General features: G+C 70.1%; 24 protein-coding genes. 10 read left to right on the top strand and 14 right to left on the bottom strand.

Annotation, left to right across the window (positions count from 1 at the left end; translation table 11 throughout):
• Positions 1 to 4 precede the first annotated feature (4 nt).
• From HNP44_RS17695 to HNP44_RS17680, 4 genes are all read right to left on the bottom strand, one after another.
• Entirely contained in the window at positions 5 to 643 is a 639-nt protein-coding gene (locus tag HNP44_RS17695) for a response regulator (RefSeq protein ID WP_259142584.1), read from the bottom strand.
• Positions 644 to 694: 51 nt separating this feature from the next.
• The gene (locus tag HNP44_RS17690) at positions 695 to 2,149 is read right to left on the bottom strand and encodes a catalase (RefSeq protein WP_259142583.1); all 1,455 of its coding nucleotides are present in this window, start codon (positions 2,147 to 2,149) and stop codon (positions 695 to 697) included.
• A 158-nt stretch (positions 2,150 to 2,307) separates the two neighbouring features.
• A complete protein-coding gene (locus HNP44_RS17685; protein ID WP_259142582.1) occupies positions 2,308 to 3,264 on the bottom strand; it encodes an electron transfer flavoprotein subunit alpha/FixB family protein in 957 nt (318 codons plus the stop codon).
• 36 nt (positions 3,265 to 3,300) lie between these two features.
• The gene (locus HNP44_RS17680; RefSeq protein ID WP_259142581.1) at positions 3,301 to 4,080 is read right to left on the bottom strand and encodes an electron transfer flavoprotein subunit beta/FixA family protein; all 780 of its coding nucleotides are present in this window, start codon (positions 4,078 to 4,080) and stop codon (positions 3,301 to 3,303) included.
• 207 nt (positions 4,081 to 4,287) lie between these two features.
• Between HNP44_RS17680 and HNP44_RS17675 the strand changes: the two genes are divergently transcribed.
• The 4 genes from HNP44_RS17675 to HNP44_RS17660 all read left to right on the top strand — a co-directional run bounded on the left by HNP44_RS17675 (position 4,288) and on the right by HNP44_RS17660 (position 8,502).
• Positions 4,288 to 5,028: a class I SAM-dependent methyltransferase gene (locus HNP44_RS17675; protein WP_259142580.1), complete on the top strand. Its 741-nt coding sequence runs from the start codon at positions 4,288 to 4,290 to the stop codon at positions 5,026 to 5,028.
• 20 nt (positions 5,029 to 5,048) lie between these two features.
• Complete coding sequence (locus tag HNP44_RS17670) at positions 5,049 to 6,551, top strand: glycoside hydrolase family 57 protein (protein ID WP_259142957.1); 1,503 nt, start codon at positions 5,049 to 5,051, stop codon at positions 6,549 to 6,551.
• A gap of 1 nt (position 6,552) precedes the next feature.
• The gene (locus HNP44_RS17665) at positions 6,553 to 7,860 is read left to right on the top strand and encodes a glycosyltransferase family 4 protein (RefSeq protein ID WP_259142579.1); all 1,308 of its coding nucleotides are present in this window, start codon (positions 6,553 to 6,555) and stop codon (positions 7,858 to 7,860) included.
• 114 nt (positions 7,861 to 7,974) lie between these two features.
• Positions 7,975 to 8,502, top strand: a complete 528-nt coding sequence (locus tag HNP44_RS17660) for a GNAT family N-acetyltransferase (protein WP_259142578.1) — start codon at positions 7,975 to 7,977, stop codon at positions 8,500 to 8,502.
• A gap of 3 nt (positions 8,503 to 8,505) precedes the next feature.
• On the opposite strand, the gene HNP44_RS17655 is transcribed toward HNP44_RS17660, so the two are convergent.
• Positions 8,506 to 9,261 carry an acyltransferase gene (locus tag HNP44_RS17655; protein ID WP_259142577.1) on the bottom strand — a complete coding sequence of 252 codons (756 nt, stop codon included), beginning with the start codon at positions 9,259 to 9,261 and terminating at the stop codon, positions 8,506 to 8,508.
• Positions 9,262 to 9,360: 99 nt separating this feature from the next.
• Here HNP44_RS17655 and HNP44_RS17650 point away from each other — a divergent pair, with 99 nt between their 5' ends.
• From HNP44_RS17650 to map, 4 genes are all read left to right on the top strand, one after another.
• The gene (locus HNP44_RS17650; protein WP_259142575.1) at positions 9,361 to 10,692 is read left to right on the top strand and encodes a PQQ-binding-like beta-propeller repeat protein; all 1,332 of its coding nucleotides are present in this window, start codon (positions 9,361 to 9,363) and stop codon (positions 10,690 to 10,692) included.
• Between the two features lie 359 nt (positions 10,693 to 11,051).
• A complete protein-coding gene (locus tag HNP44_RS17645) occupies positions 11,052 to 12,014 on the top strand; it encodes an acyl-CoA thioesterase (RefSeq protein WP_259142573.1) in 963 nt (320 codons plus the stop codon).
• A 17-nt stretch (positions 12,015 to 12,031) separates the two neighbouring features.
• Positions 12,032 to 12,298 carry a helix-turn-helix domain-containing protein gene (locus tag HNP44_RS17640; RefSeq protein WP_259142572.1) on the top strand — a complete coding sequence of 89 codons (267 nt, stop codon included), beginning with the start codon at positions 12,032 to 12,034 and terminating at the stop codon, positions 12,296 to 12,298.
• 19 nt (positions 12,299 to 12,317) lie between these two features.
• On the top strand, positions 12,318 to 13,085 hold the full coding sequence (gene map / locus HNP44_RS17635) for a type I methionyl aminopeptidase (RefSeq protein ID WP_259142571.1): 768 nt from the start codon (positions 12,318 to 12,320) through the stop codon (positions 13,083 to 13,085).
• A 56-nt stretch (positions 13,086 to 13,141) separates the two neighbouring features.
• Here the strand turns inward: map and HNP44_RS17630 are convergent, their stop codons facing one another.
• Both HNP44_RS17630 and HNP44_RS17625 read right to left on the bottom strand, forming a co-directional pair.
• Positions 13,142 to 14,770 (bottom strand): ORC-CDC6 family AAA ATPase, encoded by a 1,629-nt coding sequence (locus tag HNP44_RS17630; RefSeq protein WP_259142570.1) that lies wholly within the window; start codon positions 14,768 to 14,770, stop codon positions 13,142 to 13,144.
• Between the two features lie 129 nt (positions 14,771 to 14,899).
• Entirely contained in the window at positions 14,900 to 15,454 is a 555-nt protein-coding gene (locus HNP44_RS17625) for a TetR/AcrR family transcriptional regulator (RefSeq protein WP_259142568.1), read from the bottom strand.
• A gap of 95 nt (positions 15,455 to 15,549) precedes the next feature.
• Between HNP44_RS17625 and HNP44_RS17620 the strand changes: the two genes are divergently transcribed.
• Positions 15,550 to 16,500 (top strand): alpha/beta hydrolase, encoded by a 951-nt coding sequence (locus tag HNP44_RS17620; RefSeq protein WP_259142567.1) that lies wholly within the window; start codon positions 15,550 to 15,552, stop codon positions 16,498 to 16,500.
• Between the two features lie 63 nt (positions 16,501 to 16,563).
• On the opposite strand, the gene HNP44_RS17615 is transcribed toward HNP44_RS17620, so the two are convergent.
• The 6 genes from HNP44_RS17615 to HNP44_RS17590 form a co-directional block, all read right to left on the bottom strand.
• On the bottom strand, positions 16,564 to 17,724 hold the full coding sequence (locus tag HNP44_RS17615) for a pyridoxal phosphate-dependent aminotransferase (RefSeq protein WP_259142566.1): 1,161 nt from the start codon (positions 17,722 to 17,724) through the stop codon (positions 16,564 to 16,566).
• Positions 17,725 to 17,820: 96 nt separating this feature from the next.
• Positions 17,821 to 18,975 (bottom strand): class I SAM-dependent methyltransferase, encoded by a 1,155-nt coding sequence (locus tag HNP44_RS17610; protein ID WP_259142565.1) that lies wholly within the window; start codon positions 18,973 to 18,975, stop codon positions 17,821 to 17,823.
• 16 nt (positions 18,976 to 18,991) lie between these two features.
• Positions 18,992 to 19,954, bottom strand: coding sequence for a class I SAM-dependent methyltransferase (locus HNP44_RS17605; RefSeq protein ID WP_259142564.1), 963 nt, complete (start codon positions 19,952 to 19,954; stop codon positions 18,992 to 18,994).
• A gap of 125 nt (positions 19,955 to 20,079) precedes the next feature.
• Positions 20,080 to 20,868: an enoyl-CoA hydratase/isomerase family protein gene (locus HNP44_RS17600; RefSeq protein ID WP_259142563.1), complete on the bottom strand. Its 789-nt coding sequence runs from the start codon at positions 20,866 to 20,868 to the stop codon at positions 20,080 to 20,082.
• A gap of 75 nt (positions 20,869 to 20,943) precedes the next feature.
• Entirely contained in the window at positions 20,944 to 21,591 is a 648-nt protein-coding gene (locus HNP44_RS17595) for an NUDIX hydrolase (protein WP_259142562.1), read from the bottom strand.
• Positions 21,588 to 22,460, bottom strand: coding sequence for an ABC transporter ATP-binding protein (locus HNP44_RS17590; RefSeq protein ID WP_259142561.1), 873 nt, complete (start codon positions 22,458 to 22,460; stop codon positions 21,588 to 21,590). The genes HNP44_RS17595 and HNP44_RS17590 overlap by 4 nt, the downstream gene beginning before the upstream one ends.
• A 40-nt stretch (positions 22,461 to 22,500) precedes the next feature.
• Between HNP44_RS17590 and glgX the strand changes: the two genes are divergently transcribed.
• The gene (gene glgX / locus HNP44_RS17585; RefSeq protein ID WP_259142559.1) at positions 22,501 to 24,645 is read left to right on the top strand and encodes a glycogen debranching protein GlgX; all 2,145 of its coding nucleotides are present in this window, start codon (positions 22,501 to 22,503) and stop codon (positions 24,643 to 24,645) included.
• 22 nt (positions 24,646 to 24,667) lie between these two features.
• Here the strand turns inward: glgX and serB are convergent, their stop codons facing one another.
• Positions 24,668 to 25,897, bottom strand: a complete 1,230-nt coding sequence (gene serB, locus HNP44_RS17580; protein WP_259142558.1) for a phosphoserine phosphatase SerB — start codon at positions 25,895 to 25,897, stop codon at positions 24,668 to 24,670.
• Positions 25,898 to 25,976: the final 79 nt, after the last annotated feature.

The following is a 25,976-nucleotide window of genomic DNA, read 5'->3' as shown; positions in this document are numbered from 1 at the left end:
GCGGCTACCGGGAAGCGAACCGTGCCAGCTCGACCCGGGAGCGGGCCCCCGTCTTCTGCCGCAGGTTCGCGATATGCGCCTTCACCGTGGACTCGGCGACGTGCAGCCGACCGGCGATGGCCGCGTTGCCCAACCCGTCGGCGACCAGAGCGAGCACGTCGCGCTCGCGGTCGGTGAGCGGCACCGCGGGCTCGTGGGCCGCCGGTTCCGGGACCGCTGACCGGGCGCGCAGGGCCTCGTCGAGCACCCGGCGCGCGGGGCCGGGCGACATGGGGACCTCGCCACCGAGCGCCCGCCGCAGACCGTCGAGGAGTGCCTCGGGGGCGATGTCCTTGACCAGGAAGCCGACGGCGCCCGCGGCGAGCGCGGGGTACATGTGCTCGTCGTCATCGAAGGTGGTGAGCACGACGATGCGGGCGGACGGGTCCGCGGCGATGATCCGCTCGATGCCGTGCACCCCGTCGGCGCCGGGCATCCGCAGGTCCATGAGCACGACGTCGGGCGCGAACTCGCGGTAGGCGCGGGCGGCCTCATCGCCGTTGGTCGCCTCGCCCGCGACGGTGAAGTCGGGGGCGGCGGTGAGCAGCATCTTCAGGCCGTCGCGGATCAGCCGCTGGTCGTCGACGATCAACACACTGCTCACGAGAGACGATCCTAGACGCGGCCGCGCCCGCACCCGGCCCCGTCGGTGATGTCAGCCCTGCGCCTCGCGCACGGCCCGCTCGATCCGCTCCCCGGTCTCCTGGTCGATCCGCCGCCAGTAGTCGAAGGCGCGCACGAGGACCAGCTCCGTCACCCCGTCGAGAAGGTGCCCGGCGACGTTCGACACCAGCCGGTCGCGCTGCGCGTCGTCCATCACGTCGCGGACCAGGGTGCCGGCCTGGCCCCAGTCGTCGTCCTCGCGGTGCGCGACGTACGCCGCCCGCAGCAGCTCTCCGTCGGCCGCCCACTGCGGCTCTGGCTGTCCAGGGTAGTCGGCGGCGGGTCCACCCTTGGAGTTCGGAGCGTAGACCGGATCGCGGACGGGATCGATCCGCATGGCACCGTCCTTGGAGTAACTGCGGACCTCGTTCCGCGGCCGGTTCACGGGGATCTGCTTGTAGTTCGCCCCGAGCCGCGCGCGGTGCGCGTCGGCGTACGCGAAGACGCGCCCGAGCAGCATCCGGTCCGGGCTGAAACCGATGCCAGGGACGATGTTGCTCGGCTCGAACGCCGCCTGCTCGATCTGGCTGTGGTTGTCCGTCGGGTTGGTGTGCAGCGTCATGCGCCCGACCTCCCGCAGCGGGTAGTCGGCGTGCGGCCACACCTTCGTCAGGTCGAACGGGTTGAACCGGTAGTCGGCCGCGTCGTCGAAGGGCATCAGCTGGACCTTGAGCGTCCAGCTCGGGTGCTCGCCGCGGTCGATGGCGTCGAAGAGGTCGCGCACGTGGAAGTCGCCGTCGGCCCCTGCCAGCCGATCGGCCTCGTCCTGCGTGAGCGTCTCGACGCCCTGGTCGGAGACGAAGTGGTACTTGACCCAGTGCTTGACGCCCTCGGCATTGACCCACAGGTACGTGTGCGAGCTGTAGCCATTCATGTGCCGCCACGACTTCGGGATGCCGCGGTCGCCCATCAGCCAGGTGACCTGGTGCGCGGACTCCGGCGACAGGGTCCAGAAGTCCCATTGCATGTCGTGGTCGCGCAGGTTGTTGTCGGCGCGGCGCTTCTGCGAGCGGATGAAGTGCTGGAACTTCATCGGGTCCTTGATGAAGAACACGGGGGTGTTGTTGCCGACCATGTCGTACACGCCCGCGGGCGTGTAGAACTTGAGTGCGAAGCCCCGCGGATCGCGCCACGTGTCGGGGCTTCCGCGCTCGCCCGCCACCGTCGAGAACCGGGCCATCATCTCGGTCTTCGCGCCGGGCGCGAAGACCTCCGCGCACGTGAAGGCGGTGACATCGGCGGTCGTCTCGAACGTGCCGAAGGCGCCGCTGCCCTTCGCGTGCGGCTGGCGTTCGGCGATCCGCTCCCGGTTGAACTGCGCCATCTGCTCGATCAGGTAGTGGTCGTGCAGGGCGATGGGGCCGGCAGCGCCAACGGTCAACGAGAGCTCGTCGCTCCCGGCGGGCGCTCCCGAATCGGAAGTGGTGAAGTTCGCGTTCTCGGACATGGCTGTTCTCCTCCGCGTATGTGGTTGTCGTTCAGGACCGTTCACACCCGTCGGGCTGGTCGACGAGCGGAAGCGGGGTCCTCTCCCCACGGTAGCGAAGACGAACGAGCCCCGCCCGGACGGATCCGGACGGGGCTCGTACGTACGAGGTACTGCTATCAGCCCTTGTGCGCCTTGACGGCCGCGGTGAGCTGCGGGGCGACGTCGAAGAGGTCGCCCACGATGCCGTAGTCGGCGATCTCGAAGATCGGGGCCTCTTCGTCCTTGTTGACGGCCACGATGGTCTTCGAGGTCTGCATGCCGGCGCGGTGCTGGATGGCGCCCGAGATACCGAGGGCGATGTACAGCTGCGGCGACACGGTCTTGCCGGTCTGGCCGACCTGGAACTGGCCCGGGTAGAAGCCCGAATCGACGGCGGCACGCGAAGCGCCGACGGCGGCACCCAGCGAGTCGGCGAGCTCCTCCACGACCGAGAACTTCTCGGCCGAGCCCACGCCACGGCCACCGGAGACGACGATCGAGGCCTCGGTGAGCTCCGGACGGTTGCCGCCCTGGATCGGCTGCTTCGAGATGACCTTCACGGCGTTCTCGGCCTCGGCCGGGACCGCGACGTCGACGATCTCACCGGCGCCGGCGACACCGTCGGCCTCGACGGCGCCGGGGCGCAGCGACGCGACGGGGGTGTCGCCACCCGCGGTGGCCTCGACGGTGAACGCGCCACCGAAGATCGAGTGGGTGGCGGTGCCACCGGGTCCGAAGGCGATCGCGTCGGCGATCAGGCCGGAGCCGAGGCGCGCGGCGACGCGACCGGCCACCTCCTTGCCCTCGAACGTGGCGGCGGTGAGGATCGCGGCGGCGCCCTGGCTCTCGGCGAGCTCGGCCAGCACGCCGACCTTCGGGGTCACCAGGTGGGTGTCGGCCTCGGCCGACTCCGCGCGGTAGATCTTGGCGGCGCCGGCGGCCTTGAGCTGCTCGGCGACGGCATCGGTGGTGCCGGGGGCGCCCACGACGACGGCGGCGGGCTCACCCAGCGCCTTGGCGGCGGTCAGCAGCTCAGCCGTGACCTTCTTCAGCTTCCCGTCGACCTGCTCGACGAGGACGAGTACGTCTGCCATAACGGCTTCTCTCCTTATGAGGGGATTCGAGGGGTCTTAGATGATCTTCTGGCCGATGAGGAAGGCCGCGACCTTGTCGCCGCCGTCGCCCTCGTCCACGACCTTCTCGCCCGCCTCCTTGGGCGGCTTCGGGGTGACAGCCGTGACGGTGGTGCCGGCGTTCGCGCCGCCGACCTCGTCGAGCTCCACGCCGATCTCCGCGAGGGAGAGCACGTTGATCTCCTTCTTCTTCGCGGCCATGATGCCCTTGAAGGAGGGGAAGCGGGGCTCGTTGATCTTCTCGTTCACCGAGACGATAGCCGGAAGCGAGGCCTCGAGCTCGAAGATGCCCTCATCGGTCTCGCGCTCGCCCTTGAGCGAGTCGCCGTCGACGACCAGCGTGCGCATGTGGGTCAGCTGCGGCAGGCCCAGGTACTCGGCCAGGATGGCCGGGACGGCGCCGACGCGACCGTCGGTGGCCTCGTTACCGGCGATGACGAGCTCGACGCCCTCGATGGTGCCCAGCGCGCGGGCGATGACCCAGGAGGTCTGGATCGCGTCCGAGCCGTGCATCGCGTCGTCCTGCACGTGAACGGCCCTATCGGCGCCCATGGACAGCGCCTTGCGGATGGCATCGGTGGCGCTGGCGGGGCCGACGGTCAGGACGGTGACCTCGCCGCCGTGGGCCTCCTTGATCTGGAGCGCGGCCTCGACGGCGCGCTCGTTGATCTCCTCGAGCCACGGGTCGATCGACCTGTCGACCGTGAAGTCATCGGACAGCTTGCGCTCGGACCCGGGATCGGGAGCCTGCTTGATCAGTACGACTACGTTCGTCATTGGTCTTCGTCGACCTCCATCGATGATCGGGATACTCGTAGGGCACATTCTCACACTGCCGCGAGGTACGGAAAATCGTCCCCACCGCAGTCTCTGCGAGTAGAACGTAGCACCGCCTCACCACACTGTTTAACGCCAGAGTAAGTTACCGGACGGTAACTGTCCATGTGGGATGGCCCACGCCCCGCGACGACTAGGCTGAGAAGAATGTGTGACCCGCTGCCCCTGACCGGCGAGCGAACCGTTCCCGGTATCCCCGAGGAGAACTACTGGTTCCGCCGGCACGAGATCGCCTACCTCGCGATCGTCGACCGCTACGCCGGGAAGTCGGTCTTCGAGGCCGGCAGCGGCGAGGGCTACGGCGCCGCGATGCTCGCCGGCGCCGGAGCGACGGTGACCGCGCTCGACTATGACGAGTCGGCGGTCGCGCACGTGCGGGCCGCGTACCCGGCGGTGACGATGCTGCACGGCAACCTCGCGGAGCTACCGCTGGACGACGCGTCCGTGGACGCCGTCGTCAACTTCCAGGTGATCGAGCACCTGTGGGACCAGCCGCAGTTCCTCCGCGAGGTGGCGCGCGTCCTGCGCCCCGGCGGCGAGCTCGCGATCTCGACCCCCAACCGCGTCACCTTCTCCCCCGGCCGCGACACCCCGCTCAATCCCTTCCACACCCGCGAGCTCAACTCGGCCGAGCTGGCCGAGCTGCTCGAGGACGCGGGTTTCGAGGTGACGGAGAAGCTCGGCGTCTACCACGGCGCGCGGCTCGCCGAGCTGGACCGGCGCCACGGCGGCAGCTTCATCGACGCGCAGATCGAGCGCTCGCTGGCCGGCGAGCCCTGGCCGGACGAACTGTCGAACGACGTCGCCGCCGTCGCGGCGCAGGACTTCGACCTGCGCGCCGACGCCCCGGACAGCCTCGACCTGTTCTTCTACGCGAGGAAGCCGTGACCGCCGGGCGCGAGCCCGGGATGATCGCCTTCGTCCTGCACTCCCACCTGCCGTGGCTCGCCCACCACGGCGCGTGGCCCGTCGGCGAGGAGTGGCTGTACCAGTCGTGGGCGGCCTCCTACCTGCCGATGGCGGAGATGCTTGACCGGCTCGCCGCCGAGGGGCGCACCGACCAGCTCACGCTCGGCGTGACCCCCGTGCTCGCCGCCCAGCTCGACGACCCGTACTGCCTCGAGGCCATGCACCATTACCTCGGCAACTGGCAGCTCCGGGCCCACGAGGCCGCCCTCTCCGGGCGCCCCGCCGCGGCCGAGCTCGGCGCGCGCGAGCACCGCAACGCCGCGCACGCGCTGGAACTCTTCGAGACCCGGTGGCGGCACGGCGGCAGCCCCGTCCTGCGCCGGCTCGCGGACGCCGGCACCGTCGAACTGCTGGGCGGACCCCTCGCGCACCCCTTCCAGCCCCTCCTCCACCCCCGTCTGCGCGAGCTCGCGCTGCGCGAGGGCCTCGCCTACGGCACCGCGCGGCTCGGGTCCCCCGCCCACACCGGGATCTGGGCGCCCGAGTGCGCCTACAAGCCCGGTATGGAAGCGGGATACGAGGCCGCCGGCGTCACGCATTTCATGGTCGACGGGCCCACCCTCGGGGGCGACACCGCACTGGCCCGCCCCGTGGGCGAGTCCTCCGTCCTCGCGTTCGGCCGGGACCTGCCCGTGAGCTACCGGGTGTGGTCGCCCAAGTCCGGCTACCCCGGCCACGCCGCCTACCGCGACTTCTACGCCCACGACCACGCCTCCGGCCTCAAGCCCAGCCGAGTCACCGGTAAGAACGTCGCCGAGGCCGACAAGGCGCCGTACGACCCCGCGCGCGCCGACGCCGCGATCGACAAGCACGTCGCCGACTTCGTCGACACCGTCGTCGCGCGCGTGCGCTCCGAGAGCGCCCGCATCGGCCGTGACGCCCTCGTGGTCGCCGCCTTCGACACCGAGCTCTTCGGCCACTGGTGGTACGAGGGCCCGATCTGGCTCGAGCGCGTCCTACGCGCACTGCCCGAGGCCGGCGTCCGTGTCGGCACGCTGCGCTCCGCCGCGGACGCCGGGTACGTGGGCGAGGCCCGCGAGATCCCCGCGAGCTCGTGGGGCTCCGGCAAGGACTGGCACGTCTGGGACGGCCCGCTCGTGCGCGAGTTCGTCGAGCTCAACGAGGAGATCACCACGACGGTGCTGCGGGTCCTGGACAAGCGGGCCGGACGCACGCGCGATGTGGTGAGCGACCAGGTGCTGCAGGAGGCGTTGATGTGCCTGCAGTCCGATTGGCCGTTCATGGTCTCCAAGGACACCGCCGCGGGATACGCCCGCGACCGCGCCTACAAGCACGCCCACGCCCTGCGAGAGATCGCCGAGGCCGCCGAGCGGGGCGATGAGGCCCGCGCCGTCGCGCTGGCCCGCACCTGGCGGCTGGCCGACGATCCGTTCCCCGGCCTCGACGCCCGGCGCCTCCCGGCGCCGCTGGGAGGGTTCTGACATGCGCGTCCTGCTCGTCTCCTGGGAGTACCCGCCCGTCGTGGTCGGCGGCCTCGGCCGCCACGTCCACCACCTCGCGCTGCAGCTGCGCGACCAGGGCCACGAGGTGGTCGTCGTCTCACGCCAGCCCACGGGTACCGACCCGCGCAGCCACCCGACGTCCGACGCGGTGGTCGACGGGATCCGCGTCATCATGGCCGCCGAGGACCCGCTGGCCCTCGACTTCGGCACCGACATGATGCCGTGGGTGCTGTCCATGGGGCACTCCATGCTGCGCGCGGGCCTGCGGCTCGCCGGGTACAACCCGACCGCCGGCGAGGACGCCCTGCACGGCGCCGGCACCGTCGGCCGACCCTGGGTGCCCGACGTGGTGCACGCCCACGACTGGCTCGCCGCGCACGCCGCCGTCGGACTCGCCGAGGCCTTCGACGCGCCCCTCGTCGCGACGATCCACGCCACCGAGGCCGGCCGGCACAGCGGCTGGGTCTCCGGGCCGGTGAACCGGCAGGTGCACTCCACCGAGTGGTGGCTCGCCAACGAGGCCGACGCGGTGATCACGTGCTCGCGCTCGATGTCCGACGAGGTCAACCGCCTGTTCGGGCCCGGCCTCGCGCAGCTGCACACCATCGCGAACGGCATCGACGCGACCGCCTGGCCCTTCCGGGATCGGACCCGCACCGCGGCCCGACGGGGCGCGCCCCGCCTGCTCTACGTCGGCCGGCTGGAGTACGAGAAGGGCGTCCAGGACCTCATCGCCGCGCTGGCCCGGGTACGCCGCACGCACCCCGGGACCACGTTGACGGTGGCAGGCGACGGAACGCAGGCCACGTGGCTGCGCGAGGTCGCGCGGGAGCAGCGGGTACTGCGGGCCGTCGAGTTCACGGGCGCGCTGGACCACGAGGAACTGGTCGCGCAGCTTCACTCCGCGGACGCCCTGGTGATCCCGTCCCGCTACGAGCCCTTCGGCATCGTCGCGCTCGAGGGCGCCGCCACCGGCATCCCCGTCATCGCGACCACGGCCGGCGGCCTGGCGGACTTCATCCGCACGGACGAGACGGGCCTGTCCGTCGAGCCAGGCGACGTGCCCGCCCTCACGGCGGCGATCCGCAGTGTGCTCGACGATCCGGCGTCGTCGTACCGCTGGGCCGCGGCGGCGCGCGCCGAGGTGGAGGAGCTCAGCTGGGAGGCCGTTGCCCGCGAGACGACGCAGGTCTACCTCGCCGCGAAGCGGCGTCCGCGCACGCCGCTGGGGCGGCGCGTGATCGACGAGCGCCCGCTCCCCGAGCGCGACCCCACGAATCCGCTCTAGGTCGGCCCCGGCCGCCCGACCTGCGCGATGTGCATCATCGCAAATCCTGTGGCACGGTCGATTCATGACAGTACGACCGTTCGGCCTGCTTCCCATCCACGATCGGGGCCGGACGTGTTGATCCGCAACGAGACGCCGGAGGATCACGCCGTGGTCGCGGACGTGCATCGGAGTGCGTTCGCGCCCATGACGCCCCCCGGGCGCACCGAGCCGCTGGAGGTCGTGCTCGTCGAGGCCCTCCGGCTGAGCGGCGCCTGGATCGACGAGTTGTCCTTCGTCGCCGAGGACGACGACGGTGCCGTGATCGGTCACGTCTGCCTCACCCGCGCCGCCGTCGGCGAGACGCCCGTGCTGGCGGCGGGACCGCTCGGCGTGCGCTCCGAGGTGCAGGCCCAGGGCGTCGGCTCCGCGTTGATCCTCGCCGCGCTCGGCGCCGCCGACGCCCTCGGCGAGCGGCTCGTCGCGCTGCTCGGCCACAAGGAGTACTACCCGCGCTTCGGCTTCGTGGCCGGCACCGAGGTAGGCATCGAGCCCGACGTCGCGGAGTGGTCCGGCGACTCGTTCATGGTGCGCACTCTCGGCGCGTACACCCCGGACCTGCGGGGCGAGTTCCGCTACGCCCGGCCGTTCTACGTGCTGTAGCTCCTAGCCGTTCCCCGGCAGCCCTCGGGCCTCGGCCTTCTTGCGCTCGATGTCGGCGAGGGCGCGCTCGAGCTCGGCACGCTCGGCGACGCTCGCGTCCCACATGTCCTTGCGGTTCTTCACCACGCGCGCCGGCGAGCCGACCGCGATCGAGTAGGGCGGGATCTCGCCGCGCACCACGGCGTGCGCGCCGAGCACGGTGCCATGGCCGATCAGGGTGTTGCGGGTGACGGTGACCTTGGTGCCGACCCAGGTGTCGCCGCCGATACGCACAGGCCCCTTGACGATGCCCTGGTCCTTGATGGGGATGGTGATGTCGTCCATCTTGTGGTCGAAGTCGCAGATGTAGCACCAGTCGGCGACGAGCGACGCGGGGCCGAACTCGATGTCGAGATAGCAGTTGACCACGTTGTCGCGGCCGAAGACCGACTTGTCGCCGATACGCAGCGAGCCCTCGTGGCAGCGGATCTTGTTCGAGTCGCCGATGTGCACCCAGCGGCCGATCTCCATCCGGCCGAGGCCGGGCGTCGCGTGGATCTCGACGTTCTTACCGAGGAAGACCATGCCCTTGAGCACGATGTGCGGGTTCGCCACCCGGAACTTCAGGAGGCGGAAGTACCGCACCAGGTACCAGGGCGTGTAAGCCTTGTTCTTGAGGACCCAGCGCAAGGAGGCGGGGGTCAGGAATCGCGCCTGCTGATCGGCCTGCCGCGCGTGCCGCCACCGCGATCGGTACGGGGCGTTCCACATGCTCGTCATGCCGCGGAGCCTATCCGGCGGGTGCGCCCCGCCGGTCCGGTACCGCCGCCGCGCTAGTCTGTGGGGCGAAAAGTCGGTGTGAACATTCGAGGGAGACACATGCGGTTGGGTAGGCGCGCGCTCACGCTGGGCGCGACGGTGGCCACCGCCGCGGTGCTGGTGTCCTGCACGCCCGACACCACCTGGGTGTACGCCGATGACTCGGCCGCCTGGCCCGGCATGTACGGCGACTCGCGCAACAACTCCTACGCCGAGAAGGACGCCGCCTCTTCTCTCGTCCCCGCGTGGACCCGCGACCTCGTCGGCCCCAACACCGCGGCGCCCGCGATCTCCAACCGCGGCGTGGTCTCGGTGACCGCGCGCACCGAGACGGGCTGCACCACGTTCAACCTCGAGCTCACCGTGGGCCGCAAGACCTACTGCCGGCGCGACGCCGCGGGCGCCGACCTGCAGGCCCCCGTCGTGGACCAGTTCGACTACACCTACCTCGGCATCCCCGGCTGGGTGTACAGCTTCAATGCGGACAACCAGGTGCGCTGGCGATACCCCACTGCGGGCACCCCGTTGTGGATCAAGCTCGCGGGCGACAACACCGTGCTCGCCGTGACGCACCTCGGCCAGATGGTGCTCGTCGACACGCACGACGGGGACGCCGCGGGCGCCGCGATCGGCCTGTTTCCGCAGGTCTCGGCGAACGCCAACAGTGCCGGCCTCGAGGACTGCGCGACAAACGGTCCCGGCTGCCCGGTGTCCGGGCCGCCCGCCGTCGACACGCAGACCGAACGCGCCTTCGTCGTCGTCGGGGCGAAGGGCGGACCGTCGAAGGTGATGGCGGTCGACTACGACAAGAACGGCGGTGACCGGCACGACCTGCGATACGCGTGGGAGCGCGCTGACCTGCCCGACGGTGCGATCGGCTCGCCCGCGCTGTCGGCGGACCGCTCGACGCTGTACGTGAACCTGCGGGGCGAGAAGCTGGCCGCGCTCGACGCGAAGACCGGCGCCACGAAGTGGACGCACGACCTGGGGTACCAGAGCACGTTGCCCCCGTCGGTCTCGCCCGACGGGACCATCATCCCCGCCGCGCCCGGCCTGCACCGCGCTTCGTTCATCGCGCTCAAGGACGAGGGCACGAGCGTGCGCGAGGCCTTCAAGCGCACCGACGTCGCGATGGTCTCCCCCGCCACCCAGATCCGCGGTGGCGTCGGCTATGCGGTGGTCCGGTCCTGGGCGGCGGTGCAGACACAGCTCATCGAGTTCCGCACCGACACCGGCACGACGCTGCGCACCTTCGACCTGCCGGACTCGATGAAGTCCGCGTCGGGCGTCTCGATCGGGCCCGACGGCGAGCTGGTCACCGTCGGCGACGACGGGACCGTCTTCGCGTTCACATCGGGCCGCCGAACGGGCGACAGCGTCGCCAAGAACTGACGCGCGAACTGACGCGCGCGGGACTGTCGAACAACGGCGCCTCCGGCGCGGGGATCAGCGGCAGTACGCGGTCACAGCAGAGTGACCGGTAGCAGGTCCCCGAAATCATCGAGGCTCGTGCCGACGGTGCGCGACGGTGGCGTGCCGTCCACGATCCGGCGCGAGGTGGGGTGAGACCGCGTCGCTGACCTGACAGCGGGCCAGCGAGAGCGCCTCACTCGCGGTGTTACGCACGGACGACCCGCGCGGTTACCGCCCGATCACCGACTTCTCATCGCACTCCCCCGGTGTCGAGTGCGTTCGCCGACCTCTCCACCATGGTGCGATCCGTCCACCGCTCTGCGAAGGAGCTCAGCCCGATGCCCATCACCGATCGCCGGATCACCCTGCGGTTCCTCGCCGCACCCACCGACGTCGCGACCCTCGGCGGCGGCGTCCGCGGCGGCCGCGTCCTCGAGTGGATCGACAAGGCGGCCTACGCCTGCGCGGCCGCCTGGTCGGGCGGCTACTCCGTGACCGCGTACGTCGGCAACATCGGCTTCGGCCGCGACATCGCCTCGGGCGACGTGGTCGAAGTGCGCGCCACACTGGTCTACACGGGCCGCAGCAGCATGCACATCCGATGCGAGGTCGCCTCCGCCGATCCGCGGGTCGGCACGTTCACCGTCGCCAGCTCGTGCCTGCTCGTCTTCGTCGCGGTCGACGATGCCGGGAAGCCGACGCCGGTGCGGCAGTGGCAGCCCGTCCTCGCCGAGGACGTGCGCGCCGCGGAGGAGGCCGAGGCCCGCGCTGACGTGCGGAGGCGGATCGCCGCGGCGATGAACGGCGCCGACTATTCGCTGCCGACCGAGGCGGAGCGGCGCACCACGCGCTTCCTCGCGGCGCCCACCGACATCAATTGGGGTGGCAAGGCGCACGGCGGACGGGTGATGGGCTGGATGGACGACGCCGCCTACCTCTGCGCGGCGGGCTGGAGCGGAGGCGAGGCCGTCACTGTCTACGTGGGCGGCGTGCGCTTCTACCGCCCGGTGCAGATCGGCCAGGTCATCGAGGTGACGGCGCGGCTGCTGCACACGGGCCGCCAGACGATGCACGTCTCCGTGCACCTCGCGACCTGCTGGCCACATGAGCACGAGCCCCAGTCTGCGGCGCACGCGCTGCACGTGCTGGCCGCGCTCGATGCCGGCGGAGATGCCACCGCGGTCCGCCCGTGGGCGCCGCAGCTGCCGGGCGACGTGGCGCTCGACGCGCACGCTCGCGAGCTGATCGCGATCCGTGGCCGGCGCAGCGCCTCGGCCGCGACCCGGATGGTGGCGATCTGACCGGCTAAGCTGGGCGCATGGTCCGCCAGCCCCTCACCCCCGAACAGATCGCCGCGGGTCGGCGCCTGGGGGCGCGGCTGCGCGCGGCCCGCGGCGATCGCCGGCCCGACGAGGTGGCACGCGCGGCCGGGATCTCCCCGGAGACGCTCCGCAAGATCGAGACCGGCCGGATGGCGACCCCCGCGTTCGGCACCGTCGTCGCGCTGGCGGCCGTGCTGGGCGAGCCCCTGGATGCCCTGGCTGCGGAGTACGTCGACGCGGAGCGATTCAGCCCCACCGGTTAGCGCGTGGTATTTTAATACCATGATGGAGCTCAAAACCCCCGCCGAGATCGCGAAGATGCGCACCACCGGCATCTTCATCGCCGAGCTCCTCGAGCAGCTCACCACGATGGCCGAGCCCGGGATGAACCTCATGGAGCTCGAGTACCGCGCGCGGACGATGATCGAGGACCGCGGCGCCGTCTCCTGCTACTGGGACTACGCGCCGTCCTTCGGCAGTGGCCCGTTCCGCAACGTGACCTGCCTGTCGGTCAACGACGCCTGCCTGCACGGCCTTCCGCACGAGTACGTCTTCGAGGACGGGGACCTGCTCACCGTGGACATCGCAGTGTCGATCGACGGCTGGGTCGCCGACGCCGCCCGCAGCGTGAGCGTGGGCACGGCGCGCGACGAGGACACGCGACTCATCCTCGCCACGCGCGAGGCCCTCGACGCCGCGATCGATCACATGCGCCCGGGCACCAAGCTGGGCACGGTCTCGGCATCCATCGGCGGGGTCGCGAAGAAGTACGGCTACCCGGTGAACACACAGTTCGGCGGGCACGGCCTGGGCCGCACGATGCACGAGGACCCGCACGTGCCGAACACCGGCAAGGCACGCAAGGGAATGCTGCTGCAGACCGGTACGACGCTGGCCCTGGAACCCTGGTTCTGCGCCACCACGGAGAAGATCATCTTCGATCCGGACGGCTGGACCCTACGCTCCGCCGACGGCTCCCGCGCCGCGCACAGCGAGCACACCGTCGCCATCACGGAGGACGGTCCGCTCGTCCTCACCGCCCCGGCGTAGCCACCCCTTTGCGCCGATATCGCCGCTTGACCTGTCGCGACCGCGATCTACTGCCCCTACCGACTTCTTCCCTTACGCGCAGTCGGAGGATTGAAGATTAGTCCTGGTTCGAAGCTGTCAGGCAGGACTGCCTCTCCGGATTCGACCCGCCACGGATTACCGTTAGAGCTCCACTGCTGCGCCAATTCTATCTCGTTCAGCATTGTTATGTAGGACCCAAAGTCCAGATAGTATCCGTCATACATTGTCCCTGGGTCCCGTTTCGTATACAGGCCCGATTGAACTAGATGAATCAACCTCGCATCGTGAAGATCAAGCAATCCCGGAGAGGTATTCAACCTGTCCCGCCGGACCAGAAATGCGCGCGAACGACGAGCGTCCACGATATCTCTAATCAATTTCCTCCACGTCGCCTCCGCAGCATCATTGCCCGCTATCCCAAGCTCCTTGTCCTGGAGGTAGAACCTGTGCGCTCCAGAATGGACATTGCTGCGTGAGATCGCTTTCGTGTTGGCCATTTTTGCCGCGTGCCCAACAATCTGCAATGCGTCGCGAGGGACACCCTCCGCCGCTCTGACGAATTCCTCTAGAGCACCCTCCCCAAACATCGTATTAGCTAGCTCTGCGGCCGATCCAATCGAAAGCACCCGGTCGAATTCTGTTCGCATGGTCACAGCTAGGTGTTTATACAACAACTCCGCAAAGAAAGTTCGCCGCTCAACCTCGTCGGCAATTCTCTCATCCAGGCTGATCGACGCCGCGGTGTCCGATCCCATTTCGAATCCGATGTAATTGGCAGAATCGTGAGTACGCTCAAGAAAGTTCGACCTTCGTTCAATCGCCGCAATCTTGATTGAGAATGAAGCAACCGGAAACATCGCGCGCCGAAACATGTCGGCGAGTATGGGCTGCAAGTCCTTCGGGAGTGAGCTCCACTCGTCGAGCAGTAGCCACACGCGTCTCGGACTAATCGAACCACCAAGCGCGCCAAGCGCGCGAGTCAGACGGCCAAACAGCACCCTCGGAACTTCTACTCCTGATCGCTGCAACGTGGTCTTCGTTGAGGAACTCTTCTTCGAGCTGCGCTCCCTCTTACCCTTTAGTCCTGCCTTACTCGAGAAATCTGCCGCAAGCTCAACGCTTCCTCCTTTAGAACTGTCGACCGACCCGGCACTCTCGCTCGTGAGGCTTAACGAGCCATCAACCCGCACTTCGGTTAGCGCTTCGGCCAACTGATCAAGATGGGGCAGTAGCCCCTCAAACCCGTCATTGCCAATTGCCGCGGCAAGCAAACTGGAGTGCACAGCCTCCAATACGTCAATGAGCAGTTGCGTTCCGCGACTTGCCCTGGATATCGCATCGTCAGCGTACATTCCGCCCGATGAACCCACCGTGCGGAGATCGACAAAGATTGCAAGATCGCCACGGTCTTCAATCGCTGCTTCTAGATACCTAAACGCGTGAGTCTTACCCGATCCTCGACGCCCGAATAGCACCTGATGATCCCTCCTGATCAGCCCGTCAGTGACGTCGCTGACTGACACGAAGGTATCTTGCGCAACGCCTTCCGGCATGTTTTCAGCGCGCGAGGCAAAGTGACGAACTAGGCGATTGAGCGATTCATTTACAGTCTGCCTGACATTGTCGCTTGAATCTTCTTCAGACAGCGAGTCCGACTCAGACATAAGTAAGCCTCCTGCTCGACAACACCCTAGATCACAGTGTCGCAGGTTGCGCAGCGAGGCGTACATGAATTGCGGATAAGCTGCCACCGCCAATCATTCGCTCGTCAAGCTAATCCCCTGCAATAGAAGTCAGCGCTGGGCGCCGATGAGTACGCGCGCGGCCTGGCGCGCACCGTCGACCACGCCGTCCGGCCCGAGGATGGCGGCGGTGGTGAGCGCACCCTCGGTGAGCAGGCCGATCTGGACCGCGACGCGCTCCGGTAGCCCGGCCTCGGCGACCAGTGCCGTCAGTTCGTCCTGGTAGCAGGACTTGTTGTGCTGCGCCGCCTCCGCGACCGTCGTTGACGTGGCGCCGAGCTCGCCGTAGCTGTTGATGAACGAGCAGCCGCGGAAGTCGTTCTCGGCGAACATCTCATCGAGCCAGTCGAAGACGGCGAGCACCCGTTCCTCCGGCGCGATCGCCCGGTCGACGTACTTGTGCAGCCCGTCGGTCCAGCGCCGGTCACGGATGGTCAGCACCTCGGCGACGAGCGCGTCCTTCGACGGGAAGAGCTTGTAGATCGCCTTGAGCGAGACGCCGGCGGCGGTGCGGATCTCATCCATGCCGACGGCCTGGATACCCTTGCCGTAGAAGAGCTTCTCGGCCGCCTCGAGCACCGCGGCGCGTTGCTGGTCGGTATCCATTCCATCTGCCCCCTTGACGAGAGAACGATCGTTCCCTACTGTAGCAGGCAGCGCGAGAACGAACGTTCTCCGCACGAGTCGACAAGGAGCAGATCATGAGCAAGACCGTCCTCGAGCCCGCCGCCCAGGCCTTCTCCGACGCCACCGCCAAACCGCCCTATCTGTTCGACCTCGGCCCCATCGAGGGCCGGAAGACCGTCGATGAGGTCCAGTCGGGCGAGGGCGTCACCTTCCCCGAGGTCGACGAGGAGTGGATCACCGTGCCCGGCGGCCCCACCGGCGAGGTCCGCACCCGCATCGTCCGCCCGAAGGGCGCCACCGGGGTCCTGCCCGTCATCCTCTACATCCACGGCGCCGGCTGGGTCTTCGGAAACGCCCACACCCACGACCGCCTGGTCCGCGAGTTCGCGGTCGGCACCGGCGCGGCCGTCGTCTTCCCCGAGTACGACCTCTCCCCCGAGGCGCGGTACCCGATCGCGATCGAGCAGAACTACGCCGTCGCGCAGTGGGTCGTGAACAACGGCGCCGAGAAGGACCTCGACGGCACCCGGATCGCCGTCTCCGGCGACTCCGTCGGCGGCGACATGGCGGCCGTCCTCGCCCTGCAGGCCAAGGCCCGCGGTGACGTGGCGCTGGCCGCGCAGGTCCTGCTGTACCCCGTGGTGGACGCGGACTTCGAGACCGGCTCGTACCACGAGTTCGCCGAGGGCTACTTCCTGCGCCGCGACGCCATGCAATGGTTCTGGGACCAGTACACGACGGACCCCGCGCAGCGCGCCGAGATCTTCGCCTCGCCGCTGAACGCGACCGTCGAGCAGCTGCGGGACCTGCCGCCCGCCACCGTCATCACCGCCGAGGCCGACGTGCTGCGCGACGGCGGTGAGGCCTACGCCGCCAAGCTCCGCGAGGCCGGCAACCAGGTGACCGCCGTGCGCGTCGGCGGCGTCATCCACGACTTCATGATGCTCAACGCCCTACGCGAGACCCACGGCGCGCAGGCCGGTTTCGACCTCGCCATCACCGCGTTCCGCCGCGCCCTGGCCTGATCCGAGTCCCTACGCACGCCGCGACGGCCTTTCCAGCGGGACATGGATCACCAAACATGCCACTCAGTGCTGGAACACGGGCCGCAGGCGGTGTAGCGCCTCCTCGATCTCCGCGGTCGCGCCGGCGAAACTGATCCGGATGGTCCGCCGACCGCGCGCGGTGTCGAAGTCCAGGCCGGGGGTGATCGCGACGCCGGTCTCGTCGAGCACCCGCGCGCACCAGGCGAGCGAGTCATCGGTGAGGTGGCCGATGTCGGCGTACGCGTAGAACGCCCCGTCGGGCGGCGCGACCTCGGTCACCCCCAGCTCCCGCAGCCCGGCGAGCACGATCTCGCGGTTGCGCGCGTACCCGGCGACGTGCGCGTCCAGCTCGGCCCGTGCCTCGTCGGAGAAGGCGGCGACGGCCGCGTACTGGCTGATCGCCGGCGGGCAGATGGTCATGTTCGCGGTGAGCCGTTCGACGGGCCGCCGCAGGTACTCGGGCAGCAGCATCCATCCGAGCCGCCAGCCGGTCATGGCGAAGTACTTGGACACCGAACCCATCACGACCTGCTCGCGGGAGGTCTCCCACGCGCACGACGTGGGCCGCCCGTAGCTCACGCCGTGGTAGATCTCGTCGGAGATGAGCAGGGTGCCATTGGCCTCGCACCAGCGCGCCAGCCCCGCGAGTTCCGACGGTGCCAGGATCGTCCCGGTCGGGTTCGCCGGGCTCGCCACGATGAGACCCTTCGGCGGCCTATCCAATGCTTCGAGCATCGCGACCGTCGGCTGATAGCGCGTGGCCGCGCCGCAATCCAGTTCCACGACCTCGCAGCCCAGGGCTTTCAGCGTGTTCCGGTAGGCGGGGTAGCCGGGCCTGGCCATGACCACGGTGTCGCCCACGTCGAAGGCGGCGAGGAAGACCAGCGTGAACGCGCCCGACGAGCCGGTGGTCACGGCGACCGCCTCCGACGGGACGTCCAGGCCGTAGGCGCGACCGTAGTGGGCGGCGATGGTCTCCCGCAGGGGCGCGATGCCCAGCGACTCGGTGTAACCGAGCGGCCCACCGTCCAGCGCCGCGTGCGCGGCGGCGAGCACCGGCTTGGGCGCCCCGGCGCTGGGCTGGCCTGCGGCCAGCGAGATCACGTCGCCGTGGGTCTCCCGGCGCCGAGCCGCGGCGGCCAGCACGTCCATGACGTGGAACATCTCGACATCGGACCGCCGCGCTTCCTGCATGCCGTCCATGGTGTCACGCTCGGTCGCTTCCGAAACCGGCCTCGCACTCGGTCAGGACGCGAATACTTCGGCCCGGCCCAGAAATCAGTTGGTTTCGGACGACGATCACCGCGTCGGGCGGGTCAGGAACGCCACGACCTCACGACCGATGCGGGTGATCACCACCGTCATGGGCAGCGAGCCCGCGAGTTTCAGCTTCTTCCGCAGGACGTCGGGATCCACGCCCGCGCCGCGGGTGAGGATCTCGACCGACCCCACGTCGCGCCGCCGCAGCTCCGCGCGCAGCGCCTTCTCGGAGAACTTCACCTCATCGAGGATCTCGAAGCCGCGCTCCCCCGCGGGCACGGCGTCGCCGCTGAGGTAGGCGATGTGCGGGTCGATCTGCCACAGCCCGTGGCGCGCGGCGTAGTGCCGCACCAGGCCGGCGCGGATGACTGCGCCGTCGGGCTCGACGAGGTACTTCCCCGCCGGCTCCGGGTCCACGTCGTGCGGGTCGGTCGAGAACACCTCGTAGCCGCGGGAACCCGGCGCGCGCAGCACCGTCGCCCGGGTCAGGCCCGGGACGGCGACGGGGCCGGACCACAGGCAGGCCTCCCGGACGCCGCCGTCGAGGGAGACGATCTCGACCTCCCCGTCGAAGCCACCCCGCCGCAGGCCGTCGTAGTCGATGCCGGGCGCGGTCTTCACCGCCAGCGAGCGTCCGGCGTACGCGGCGCGCAGGGCCGAGAGCGCGGGCGACATCTGTTCGGGATCGACGATGCGCCGCCCGCCGGACCGGCGGGCCGGGTCGGCGATGACGACGTCGGCGGTAGATGTGGGAGTGAGCGCGTCGGCCACGTAGACCAGCGCGCGGGGCACGTTGTGCGCGGCCATCCGGGCGCGCAGCGGGTCCAGGTCGCTGCCGACGACCCGCGGGCACACCTGCACCAGTGCGCGCAGCTCCGCGCCGATCGAGCAGGTGACGTCGTGCACCGAGAGCCATGCCAGGCGGCGGGCGCGGTGCTCCGCGACCGCCGACGGGGTGGCCTGCTGCACCGCCTCGTCGGTGAGCAGCCAGCCGTCGACGTCGCCGAGTTTGGCGGCGGCGCGGCGACGCGCGCGCACTTGCTCGATGACGGCGGGGGCGTGCGCACCCGCGATGCCGCGCACCGTCCCCACGTCGGCGAGGAGGGTGGTGTCAGTCAACGCGAGCCGACCCGCCACGGCGACGGCAGCGGCGCCGTCGGCCGTGCGGAGATAGGCGAGATCGGCCCCGTCCAAACCCGGCGTGCCCGGACTACTCGGGCTTGGTGCCCGTGATGGCCAGGTTGTAGAAGAACTTGCGCGGCACGATGCGGCGCATCACGGCCTCGTCGAGCGCGGAGAGCTTCTTCCAGCCGCCAAAGGCGAACCCGGCCCAGCCGAAGCCGAGCTTCGACGGCGGTACGGCGGCCTCGAAGGTGCGCACGGGCCAGCCGAGGAAGGCGGCGGTGAACTCGTCGGTGGTGGCCTCGACCTCGACGGCGCCGGCGCGGGCCGCCATGGCCTCCATCTCGTCGGGGTCGAAGGTGTGGATGTCGACGACGGCCTCGAGCGCCGCGGCGCGCGAGGACTCGTCGAGCTCGGCCTGCGGGCGGCGCCAGTCCGCGAGGAACGGAAGCTTCGTCGCGTTGGTGGTGATGCCCCAGGTGATCCGCCCGAGCCAGCGAGCGTAGAAGTCGCCGATGGTGGTGGGCTCGCCCGCGAAGACGAACCGGCCGCCGGGCTTGAGCACGCGCAGCACCTCGCGCAGCGACTGCTCCACGTCGGGGATGTGGTGCAGCACGGCGTGTCCGACGACCAGGTCGAACGTGTTGTCCTCGTACGGGATCGTCTCCGCGTCCGCGACGCGCCCGTCGACGGTGTGGCCGAGGGCCTCGCCGTTGCGCAGCGCGACCTTCACCATGCCGGGCGAGAGGTCGGTGACCGAGCCGGTCTCCGCGACCCCCGCGGACATGAGGTTGAGCAGGAAGAAGCCGGTGCCGCAGCCCAGCTCCAGGGCTCGACCGTAGGGCTTCTCGTTCTCCCCGCCGGTGGCGGCCTCGAAACGCTCGCGGGCGTAGTCGATGCACCGCTCGTCGAAGCTGATGTGCCACTTCTCGTCGTACGTCTCGGCTTCCCAGTCGTGGTAGAGCACCTGGGCGAGCTTCGTATCGGAGAATGCGGCCTCAACCTCGTCCGCCGTGGCGTGCGGGTTGGGAGCCGGCTGCTGGTCGGTCATGAAGGCCTTTCGAGAAGATTGTTCCCGTCAGGTTACCGCCCGGTCAGATCACCGCCAACCCGCGTGATGGAACACGTTCTGCCCCGCGGGCCGCCCGGACCACCGGGCGCCCGCGGGGCGGCGGGTTACTTGCCGACGAACCTCGCCTTGCCCGGCCCGTTCTCGATGAACGAGGTCATACCGATGGTGCGGTCCTCAGTGGCGAAGAGGCCTGCGAACAAATGCCGTTCGATGGCGAGGCCGGTGTTCAGGTCGGTGTCGAGGCCCTGGTCGATGGCCTGCTTGGCGGCGCGCAGCGCCTGCGAGGCGGCGCCCGAGAACTGCTTCGCCCACGTCAGGGCGGCGTTGTAGACCTCGTCGGGGGCGACGACCTCGTCGACCAGTCCGATCTGCAGGGCCTCGTCGGCGCCGACGAAGCGGCCGGTGAAGACCATGTCCTTGGCCTTGGCCGGGCCCACCAGGCGGGCGAGGCGTTGGGTGCCGCCGCCGCCGGGGATCACGCCGAGCAGGATCTCGGGCACGCCCACCTTGGCGTTGTCGCCGACGATTCGGCGGTCGGCGCCGAGGGCCACCTCGAGGCCGCCGCCGAGGGCGTAGCCGGTGATGGCGGCGACGGTCGGCTTGGTGATCGACGCGATGGCGGAGAGGCCGCCCTGGAGCAGCTTGATGGCCTCACTCATGTCCGTGTAGCCCATCGCCTGCATCTCCTTGATGTCGGCGCCGGCCGCGAACACCTTCGGGCCGCCGTAGACGACGACGGCCTTGATGTCGTCGCGCTTGTTCACCTCGGCGGCGAGGGCGATGAGCTCGTCCTGGACCTGCGAGTTGATGGCGTTCATCGGCGGACGGTTCAGGCGGATGGTGCCGATGCCGGGGTGCTCGTCGGAGGTCTCGAGGGTCACGAATTCAGTCATGACCCCAGAGGCTACCGGGTGCCGGAAAATTTAGTTGGACGTCCACGTAAATCCGAGCGGGCGACCGCCCCGCGGTCAGTAGATCGTGGAGCCCGCGGCGTACTCGGCCCAGCCCGGGAACCGTCGTTCCTCGCGGGTCATGCCATCGACGATGGCGACGGGCGTCAGGTCCGCCGCCTCCGCCGCCCAGCCCAGCACGTCCTCGACAGTGTCGAAGGGCAGCAGCTGGAACAGCTGGGAGTAGGTGGGCGCCATGAGCTTGTTGCGACCCGCGAGCCACGCGTCGATCACGGCCTGCGGCGCGTGCCAGCCCGCCGACACGGCCTCGGTGGTCACGCACGTCGCTTCCTGCCCCACGGGCAGCGCGGCCAGGTAGAACATCGTGTCGTAACGGCGCGGCCGCCCGGGCGGGGTCACCCACCGCGACAGCGGCACCAGGTCGTCCGGGTGCACCCGCACACCGCACTCCTCGTGCGTCTCCCGCGCCGCAGTCATCCGCAGGTCGTCCCCGTCCGACGGCTCGATGCCACCGCCCGGGAAGACCGTCACGTCGGGCGCGAACTCCATCCCGCTCGCGCGGGTCTGCACGAACACCTCCAGGCCCGACGGTGCCGTCCGCAGCAGCAGGACGGTGGCCGCGGGCCGGATGGGCACGTCCGGCAGATCGCGCCGGTGATCGGCACCCTCCGCGCGGCGTGCCTCCGCCGCCTCGTCGCCGCTCATGCCTGCAGCCTCCGGCGTCCGGGGCGCGAGGCCCGTCGGGCGAAGAACCGGCCGTCCACCTCGTCGAGCAGGATGCGCTGGCTGAAGGTCTCCGAGAGCACCTCGGCGGTGAGCACGTCGCCGATGAGGCCCTGAGCCACGACGCCGCCCTCTTTGAGCATCAGCGCGTGAGTGAAGCCCGGCGGCACCTCCTCGACGTGATGCGTCACGAGCACGGTCGCGGGAGCGTCCGGATCCTGCGCCAGGGTGTCGAGCCGGGCGACCAGCTCCTCGCGGCCGCCGAGGTCGAGACCCGCGGCGGGCTCGTCGAGCAGCATCAGCTCGGGGTCGGTCATGAGCGCGCGGGCGATGAGAACGCGCTTGCGCTCACCCTCGGAGAGCGTGCCGAAGCGGCGGTTCGCGAGGTGCTCGGCGCCCATCGACTCGAGCACGTCGACGGCGCGGCCGATGTCGACCTCGTCGTAGCGCTCGCGCCACCGGCCGAGCACGGCGTAGCCGGCGGAGACCACGAGATCGGTCACCAGCTCGTCGTCCGGCACCCGCGACGCCAGGGCCGCCGAGCACACGCCGATCCGCGCAGTGAGGTCCTGCACCACCGTCCTGCCGAGCACCTCTCCCAAGATGTGGGCGGTGCCCGCGCTGGGGAAGTCCTGCGCGGAGGCGAGCCGCATGAGCGAGGTCTTGCCCGCGCCGTTGGGGCCGATGACGATCCATCGCTCGTCCAGCTCGACCCGCCAATCGATGGGGCCCACCAGGGTTCGGCTGTCGCGCCGCAGGCTCACGCCGCGGAAGTCGATCACCAGGTCCTGGTCGGGTTCGGCGGCGGACTCGGGGGCGGGCGTGCTGGGGGCGGCGGCGGGATCGGACACATCACCATCCTGCCGCACGCGACCGGTCGCGGTTGGCAGGATGGTCCCCGTGTCCACAGACCACCGCTCCCCCACCCCCGGCGCCGCGCACCCCCTCGGCGCCGCCCCTCAGCCCGGCGGCGTGAACTTCGCCGTGCACGCCCCGCGCGCCACCGACGTCTGGGTGTGCCTGATCGACACCGACGAGACCGGGTCGCGCCGCGAGCAGCGCCTGCGGCTACCCGCGCAGACAGCCGGCGTGCACCACGGCTTCGTCGCCGGTATCGGCGAGGGCACGCGGTACTGCCTGCGTGCCGCAGGCCCCTGGGAGCCGGAGAACGGTCTGCGCTTCAACGAACGCAAGGCCCTCATCGACCCGTACGCGCGGCGGCTCGACGGCGCGCTCGGCGACGGCGGCGCGCTCCTTCCCTACGGCGCGGACGGCGGTCCGTCGGAGACGGATTCGCTGCCCGACATCCCGCTGTGCGTGGTCACCGGGGCGCCCCCGGCGCCGGAGCCCGGTCCGGGCGTCCCGTGGGACCGGACGGTGATCTGCGAGGTGCACGTCGGCTCCTACACCGCGCGGCACCCGGGCATCCCCGAGGAGCTGCGCGGCACGTACCGGGGCCTGGCCCAACCGGCCGTGATCGAGCACCTGCGGCGCATCGGCGTCACCGCCCTCGAACTGCTGCCAGTCCAGGCCTGCCTCACCGAGCCCGGCGTCCGGGACCGCGGCATGCGCAATCACTGGGGCTATTCGACGGGCGCCTACTTCGCGCCGGACCCGCGGTACGCGGCACAGCCCGGCCACGAGGTCGAGGAGTTCGCGGAGATGGTCTCGGCGCTGCACTCCGCCGGCCTCGAGGTGCTGATGGACGTGGTCTACAACCACACCGCCGAGGAGTCGGTGGCGGGGCCGTCGCTGTCCTGGCGGGGGCTCGACGCGCCCGGCTACTACCTCCTCGAGAACGGCGAGGACCTCGACTACACCGGCTGCGGCAACACGGTCGACTGCGCCTCTCCGGCGTCGGTCCGGATGGTGCTCGACAGCCTGCGATACTTCGCGGGCGAGTTCGGCGTCGACGGCTTCCGGTTCGACCTCGCGAGCGTGCTCGGTCGCGGCCGGACGGGGACCGGGCCGCAGGGGCCGGTCATCCCGTTCGACCACCGCGCGCCGCTGCTCACCGCCATCGCGGCGGACCCGATCCTATGCACCCGCAAGCTCATCGCCGAGCCCTGGGACGCCACCGGCGAGGGCTACCGGGTGGGAGGCTTCCCGCCGGTGTGGGCCGAGTGGAACGACCGGTACCGCGACACCGTCCGCGACTTCTTCGCCGGCGGCGCGACCGTCGGTACGCTGGCCTCGCGGGTCTCAGGCAGTCAGGATCTGTTCGGCGCGCAGGGCCGCACGCCCTTCTCGTCGATCAACTTCGTCACGGCCCACGACGGTTTCACCGCGCGCGACCTGGTCAGCTATGAGCGCAAGCACAACGAGGCCAACGGCGAGAAGAACCGGGACGGCACCGACAACAATCACTCCGTCAACCACGGCTTCGAGGGCGGCACTACCGATCCCGCGATCCTCGCGGCGCGGGCGGCGCACGTGCGGGCCCTGATCGCCACGTTGCTGCTCTCGACCGGCACGCCGATGCTGCTCGGCGGCGACGAGCTTGGCCACACCCAGTTCGGCAACAACAACGCCTACTGCGTGCCGGAGGGCACGCCCGCAGCCGATGCCTTCGCCGTGGACTGGGATGCCGCGGACGCGGACCTGACGGCCTTCGTCGCCAGGGTGGCCGCCGTGCGCCGCGCGGCCCCCGTGCTGCGCCAGCACGAGTTCTTCGACGGCCGCTCTACACGGGACGGCGAGCCCGACCTGGCGTGGTTCGGCGCCGACGGGGCAGAGATGCCGGGCGAGGAATGGCAGTCGCCCGAGGTGCGCACACTGCAGGCGTGGGTCGACGGGTCCGACGTGCGTGCGCCCGGCCGCGACGCCGCCGTCGCGGAGAAGGACGCGCTCATCATCTGGCACGCCGGCGGTGACGCGACCGTGGTTCTCGGCGGGCCCGAATCGTGTACGCACGATTGGGAGCTCATCGTCGACAGCACGCTCCCGACGGGCGAACCCACGGGCCGCACCGTCTACCCGTCGCGCGCGGAGGTCACCGTCTCCGGCCCGACGGTGCTGGCCTTCCAGCAGGTCTGACCGGCCCGGCTCGCGATCGGTCTCAGCTCTCGATCGGGACCCGGCGCAGCCGGCCGTCGACGGCGTCGGCCGCCTCGATCTCGTCGCGGGTCACGCCGAGCACGAACAGGACCGCGTCGAGGTAGGGGTGCGAAAGCGCCGCGTCGGCGACCTCGCGCAGAGCGGGCTTGGCGTTGAACGCGACGCCCAGTCCTGCCGCCGAGAGCATGTCGATGTCGTTGGCACCGTCGCCCACGGCGACGGTCTCCTCGACCGGCACACCGAAGGTGTCGGCGAACTCCTGCAGCGCGCGGGCCTTGCCCGGCCGGTCCACGACCTCCCCGATCACGCGACCGGTCAGCACACCGTCGATCACCTCGAGGGTGTTGGCGCGGACGAAGTCGAGCTCCAGGTCCCGCGCGAGCGGCTCGATGACGGCGGTGAAGCCGCCGGAGACGACGCCGCAGCGGTAGCCGAGGCGCTTGAGGGTGCGGATCGTGGTGCGCGCGCCCGGGGTCAGCTGCAGACCTGCGGCCACATCATCGATGACCGATGCCGGCAGCCCGGCGAGGTTCGCCACGCGGGCGTGCAGGGACTGCTCGAAGTCGAGCTCACCGCGCATCGCGGCCTCGGTGACGGCCGCGACCTCGGCCTCCTTACCGGCGCGGGCAGCGAGCATCTCAATGACCTCGCCCTGGACCAGGGTGGAATCGACGTCGAAGCAGATCAGCCGTTTGGAGCGACGCGCGATACCGGCGCGCGAGGTGGCGATGTCGACGCCCTGTTCCTTGGCGACGGCCGCGAGCTCCGCGCGGAAGGCCACCTCGTCGGCACCGTCCGGCACGGTGACCATGAGCTCGAGCGCGGTGACGGGGTAGTCGGCGACGCCGGCGATCGACTCGATGTTGACCTCCCGCCCGGCGAGGGCGGTCGCGAGGGCGGAGAGCGCGCGCGCACTGACGGGGGCGCCCAGTAGGACGACGGCGTGCGTCGGCACGGGCGGGCGGGGCGGCTGCTCGGCGGTGATCTCCACCGCCACATCCATCCCGACGGTGGCCATGGCCTGCTCGACAAGCTCCTGCACGTGCTCCGGGTCACCGTGCACCGCGGCGAGCACACCGAGCGTGAGGCGGCCTCGGATGACGGTCTGCTCGACATCGAGAACGCTGACCTCGTTGCGGGCCAGGACCCCGAACAGGACCGAACTGACGCCGGGCTTGTCGCCACCGGTCACGGTGATGAGGATCGTCGGATCCGAAGTCGCTTCGTGCACAGGGAAATCGTAGTCGCCGCCTGATGGAACGCCGAACGGCGCCTCCCGCAGAGGGAGACGCCGTTCCGATCAGGTCACG

This window comes from Tsukamurella ocularis (assembly GCF_024807615.1).
Lineage (GTDB): Bacteria > Actinomycetota > Actinomycetes > Mycobacteriales > Mycobacteriaceae > Tsukamurella > Tsukamurella ocularis.
The sequence above is the reverse complement of the archived record's forward strand: the minus strand, read 5'-3'. Positions and strand labels throughout refer to the sequence as shown.

Excerpts from the sequence above, each read along its gene's own strand:
- HNP44_RS17690 (WP_259142583.1), bottom strand. The coding sequence starts at position 2,149 with ATGTCCGAGAACGCGAACTTCACCACTTCCGATTCGGGAGCGCCCGCC.
- HNP44_RS17685 (WP_259142582.1), bottom strand. The coding sequence starts at position 3,264 with ATGGCAGACGTACTCGTCCTCGTCGAGCAGGTCGACGGGAAGCTGAAG.
- HNP44_RS17680 (WP_259142581.1), bottom strand. The coding sequence starts at position 4,080 with ATGACGAACGTAGTCGTACTGATCAAGCAGGCTCCCGATCCCGGGTCC.
- HNP44_RS17675 (WP_259142580.1), top strand. The coding sequence starts at position 4,288 with ATGTGTGACCCGCTGCCCCTGACCGGCGAGCGAACCGTTCCCGGTATC.
- HNP44_RS17670 (WP_259142957.1), top strand. The coding sequence starts at position 5,049 with ATGATCGCCTTCGTCCTGCACTCCCACCTGCCGTGGCTCGCCCACCAC.
- HNP44_RS17665 (WP_259142579.1), top strand. The coding sequence starts at position 6,553 with ATGCGCGTCCTGCTCGTCTCCTGGGAGTACCCGCCCGTCGTGGTCGGC.
- HNP44_RS17655 (WP_259142577.1), bottom strand. The coding sequence starts at position 9,261 with ATGACGAGCATGTGGAACGCCCCGTACCGATCGCGGTGGCGGCACGCG.
- HNP44_RS17650 (WP_259142575.1), top strand. The coding sequence starts at position 9,361 with ATGCGGTTGGGTAGGCGCGCGCTCACGCTGGGCGCGACGGTGGCCACC.
- HNP44_RS17645 (WP_259142573.1), top strand. The coding sequence starts at position 11,052 with ATGCCCATCACCGATCGCCGGATCACCCTGCGGTTCCTCGCCGCACCC.
- HNP44_RS17640 (WP_259142572.1), top strand. The coding sequence starts at position 12,032 with ATGGTCCGCCAGCCCCTCACCCCCGAACAGATCGCCGCGGGTCGGCGC.
- map (WP_259142571.1), top strand. The coding sequence starts at position 12,318 with ATGATGGAGCTCAAAACCCCCGCCGAGATCGCGAAGATGCGCACCACC.
- HNP44_RS17630 (WP_259142570.1), bottom strand. The coding sequence starts at position 14,770 with ATGTCTGAGTCGGACTCGCTGTCTGAAGAAGATTCAAGCGACAATGTC.
- HNP44_RS17625 (WP_259142568.1), bottom strand. The coding sequence starts at position 15,454 with ATGGATACCGACCAGCAACGCGCCGCGGTGCTCGAGGCGGCCGAGAAG.
- HNP44_RS17620 (WP_259142567.1), top strand. The coding sequence starts at position 15,550 with ATGAGCAAGACCGTCCTCGAGCCCGCCGCCCAGGCCTTCTCCGACGCC.
- HNP44_RS17615 (WP_259142566.1), bottom strand. The coding sequence starts at position 17,724 with ATGGACGGCATGCAGGAAGCGCGGCGGTCCGATGTCGAGATGTTCCAC.
- HNP44_RS17605 (WP_259142564.1), bottom strand. The coding sequence starts at position 19,954 with ATGACCGACCAGCAGCCGGCTCCCAACCCGCACGCCACGGCGGACGAG.
- HNP44_RS17600 (WP_259142563.1), bottom strand. The coding sequence starts at position 20,868 with ATGACTGAATTCGTGACCCTCGAGACCTCCGACGAGCACCCCGGCATC.
- HNP44_RS17595 (WP_259142562.1), bottom strand. The coding sequence starts at position 21,591 with ATGAGCGGCGACGAGGCGGCGGAGGCACGCCGCGCGGAGGGTGCCGAT.
- glgX (WP_259142559.1), top strand. The coding sequence starts at position 22,501 with ATGGTCCCCGTGTCCACAGACCACCGCTCCCCCACCCCCGGCGCCGCG.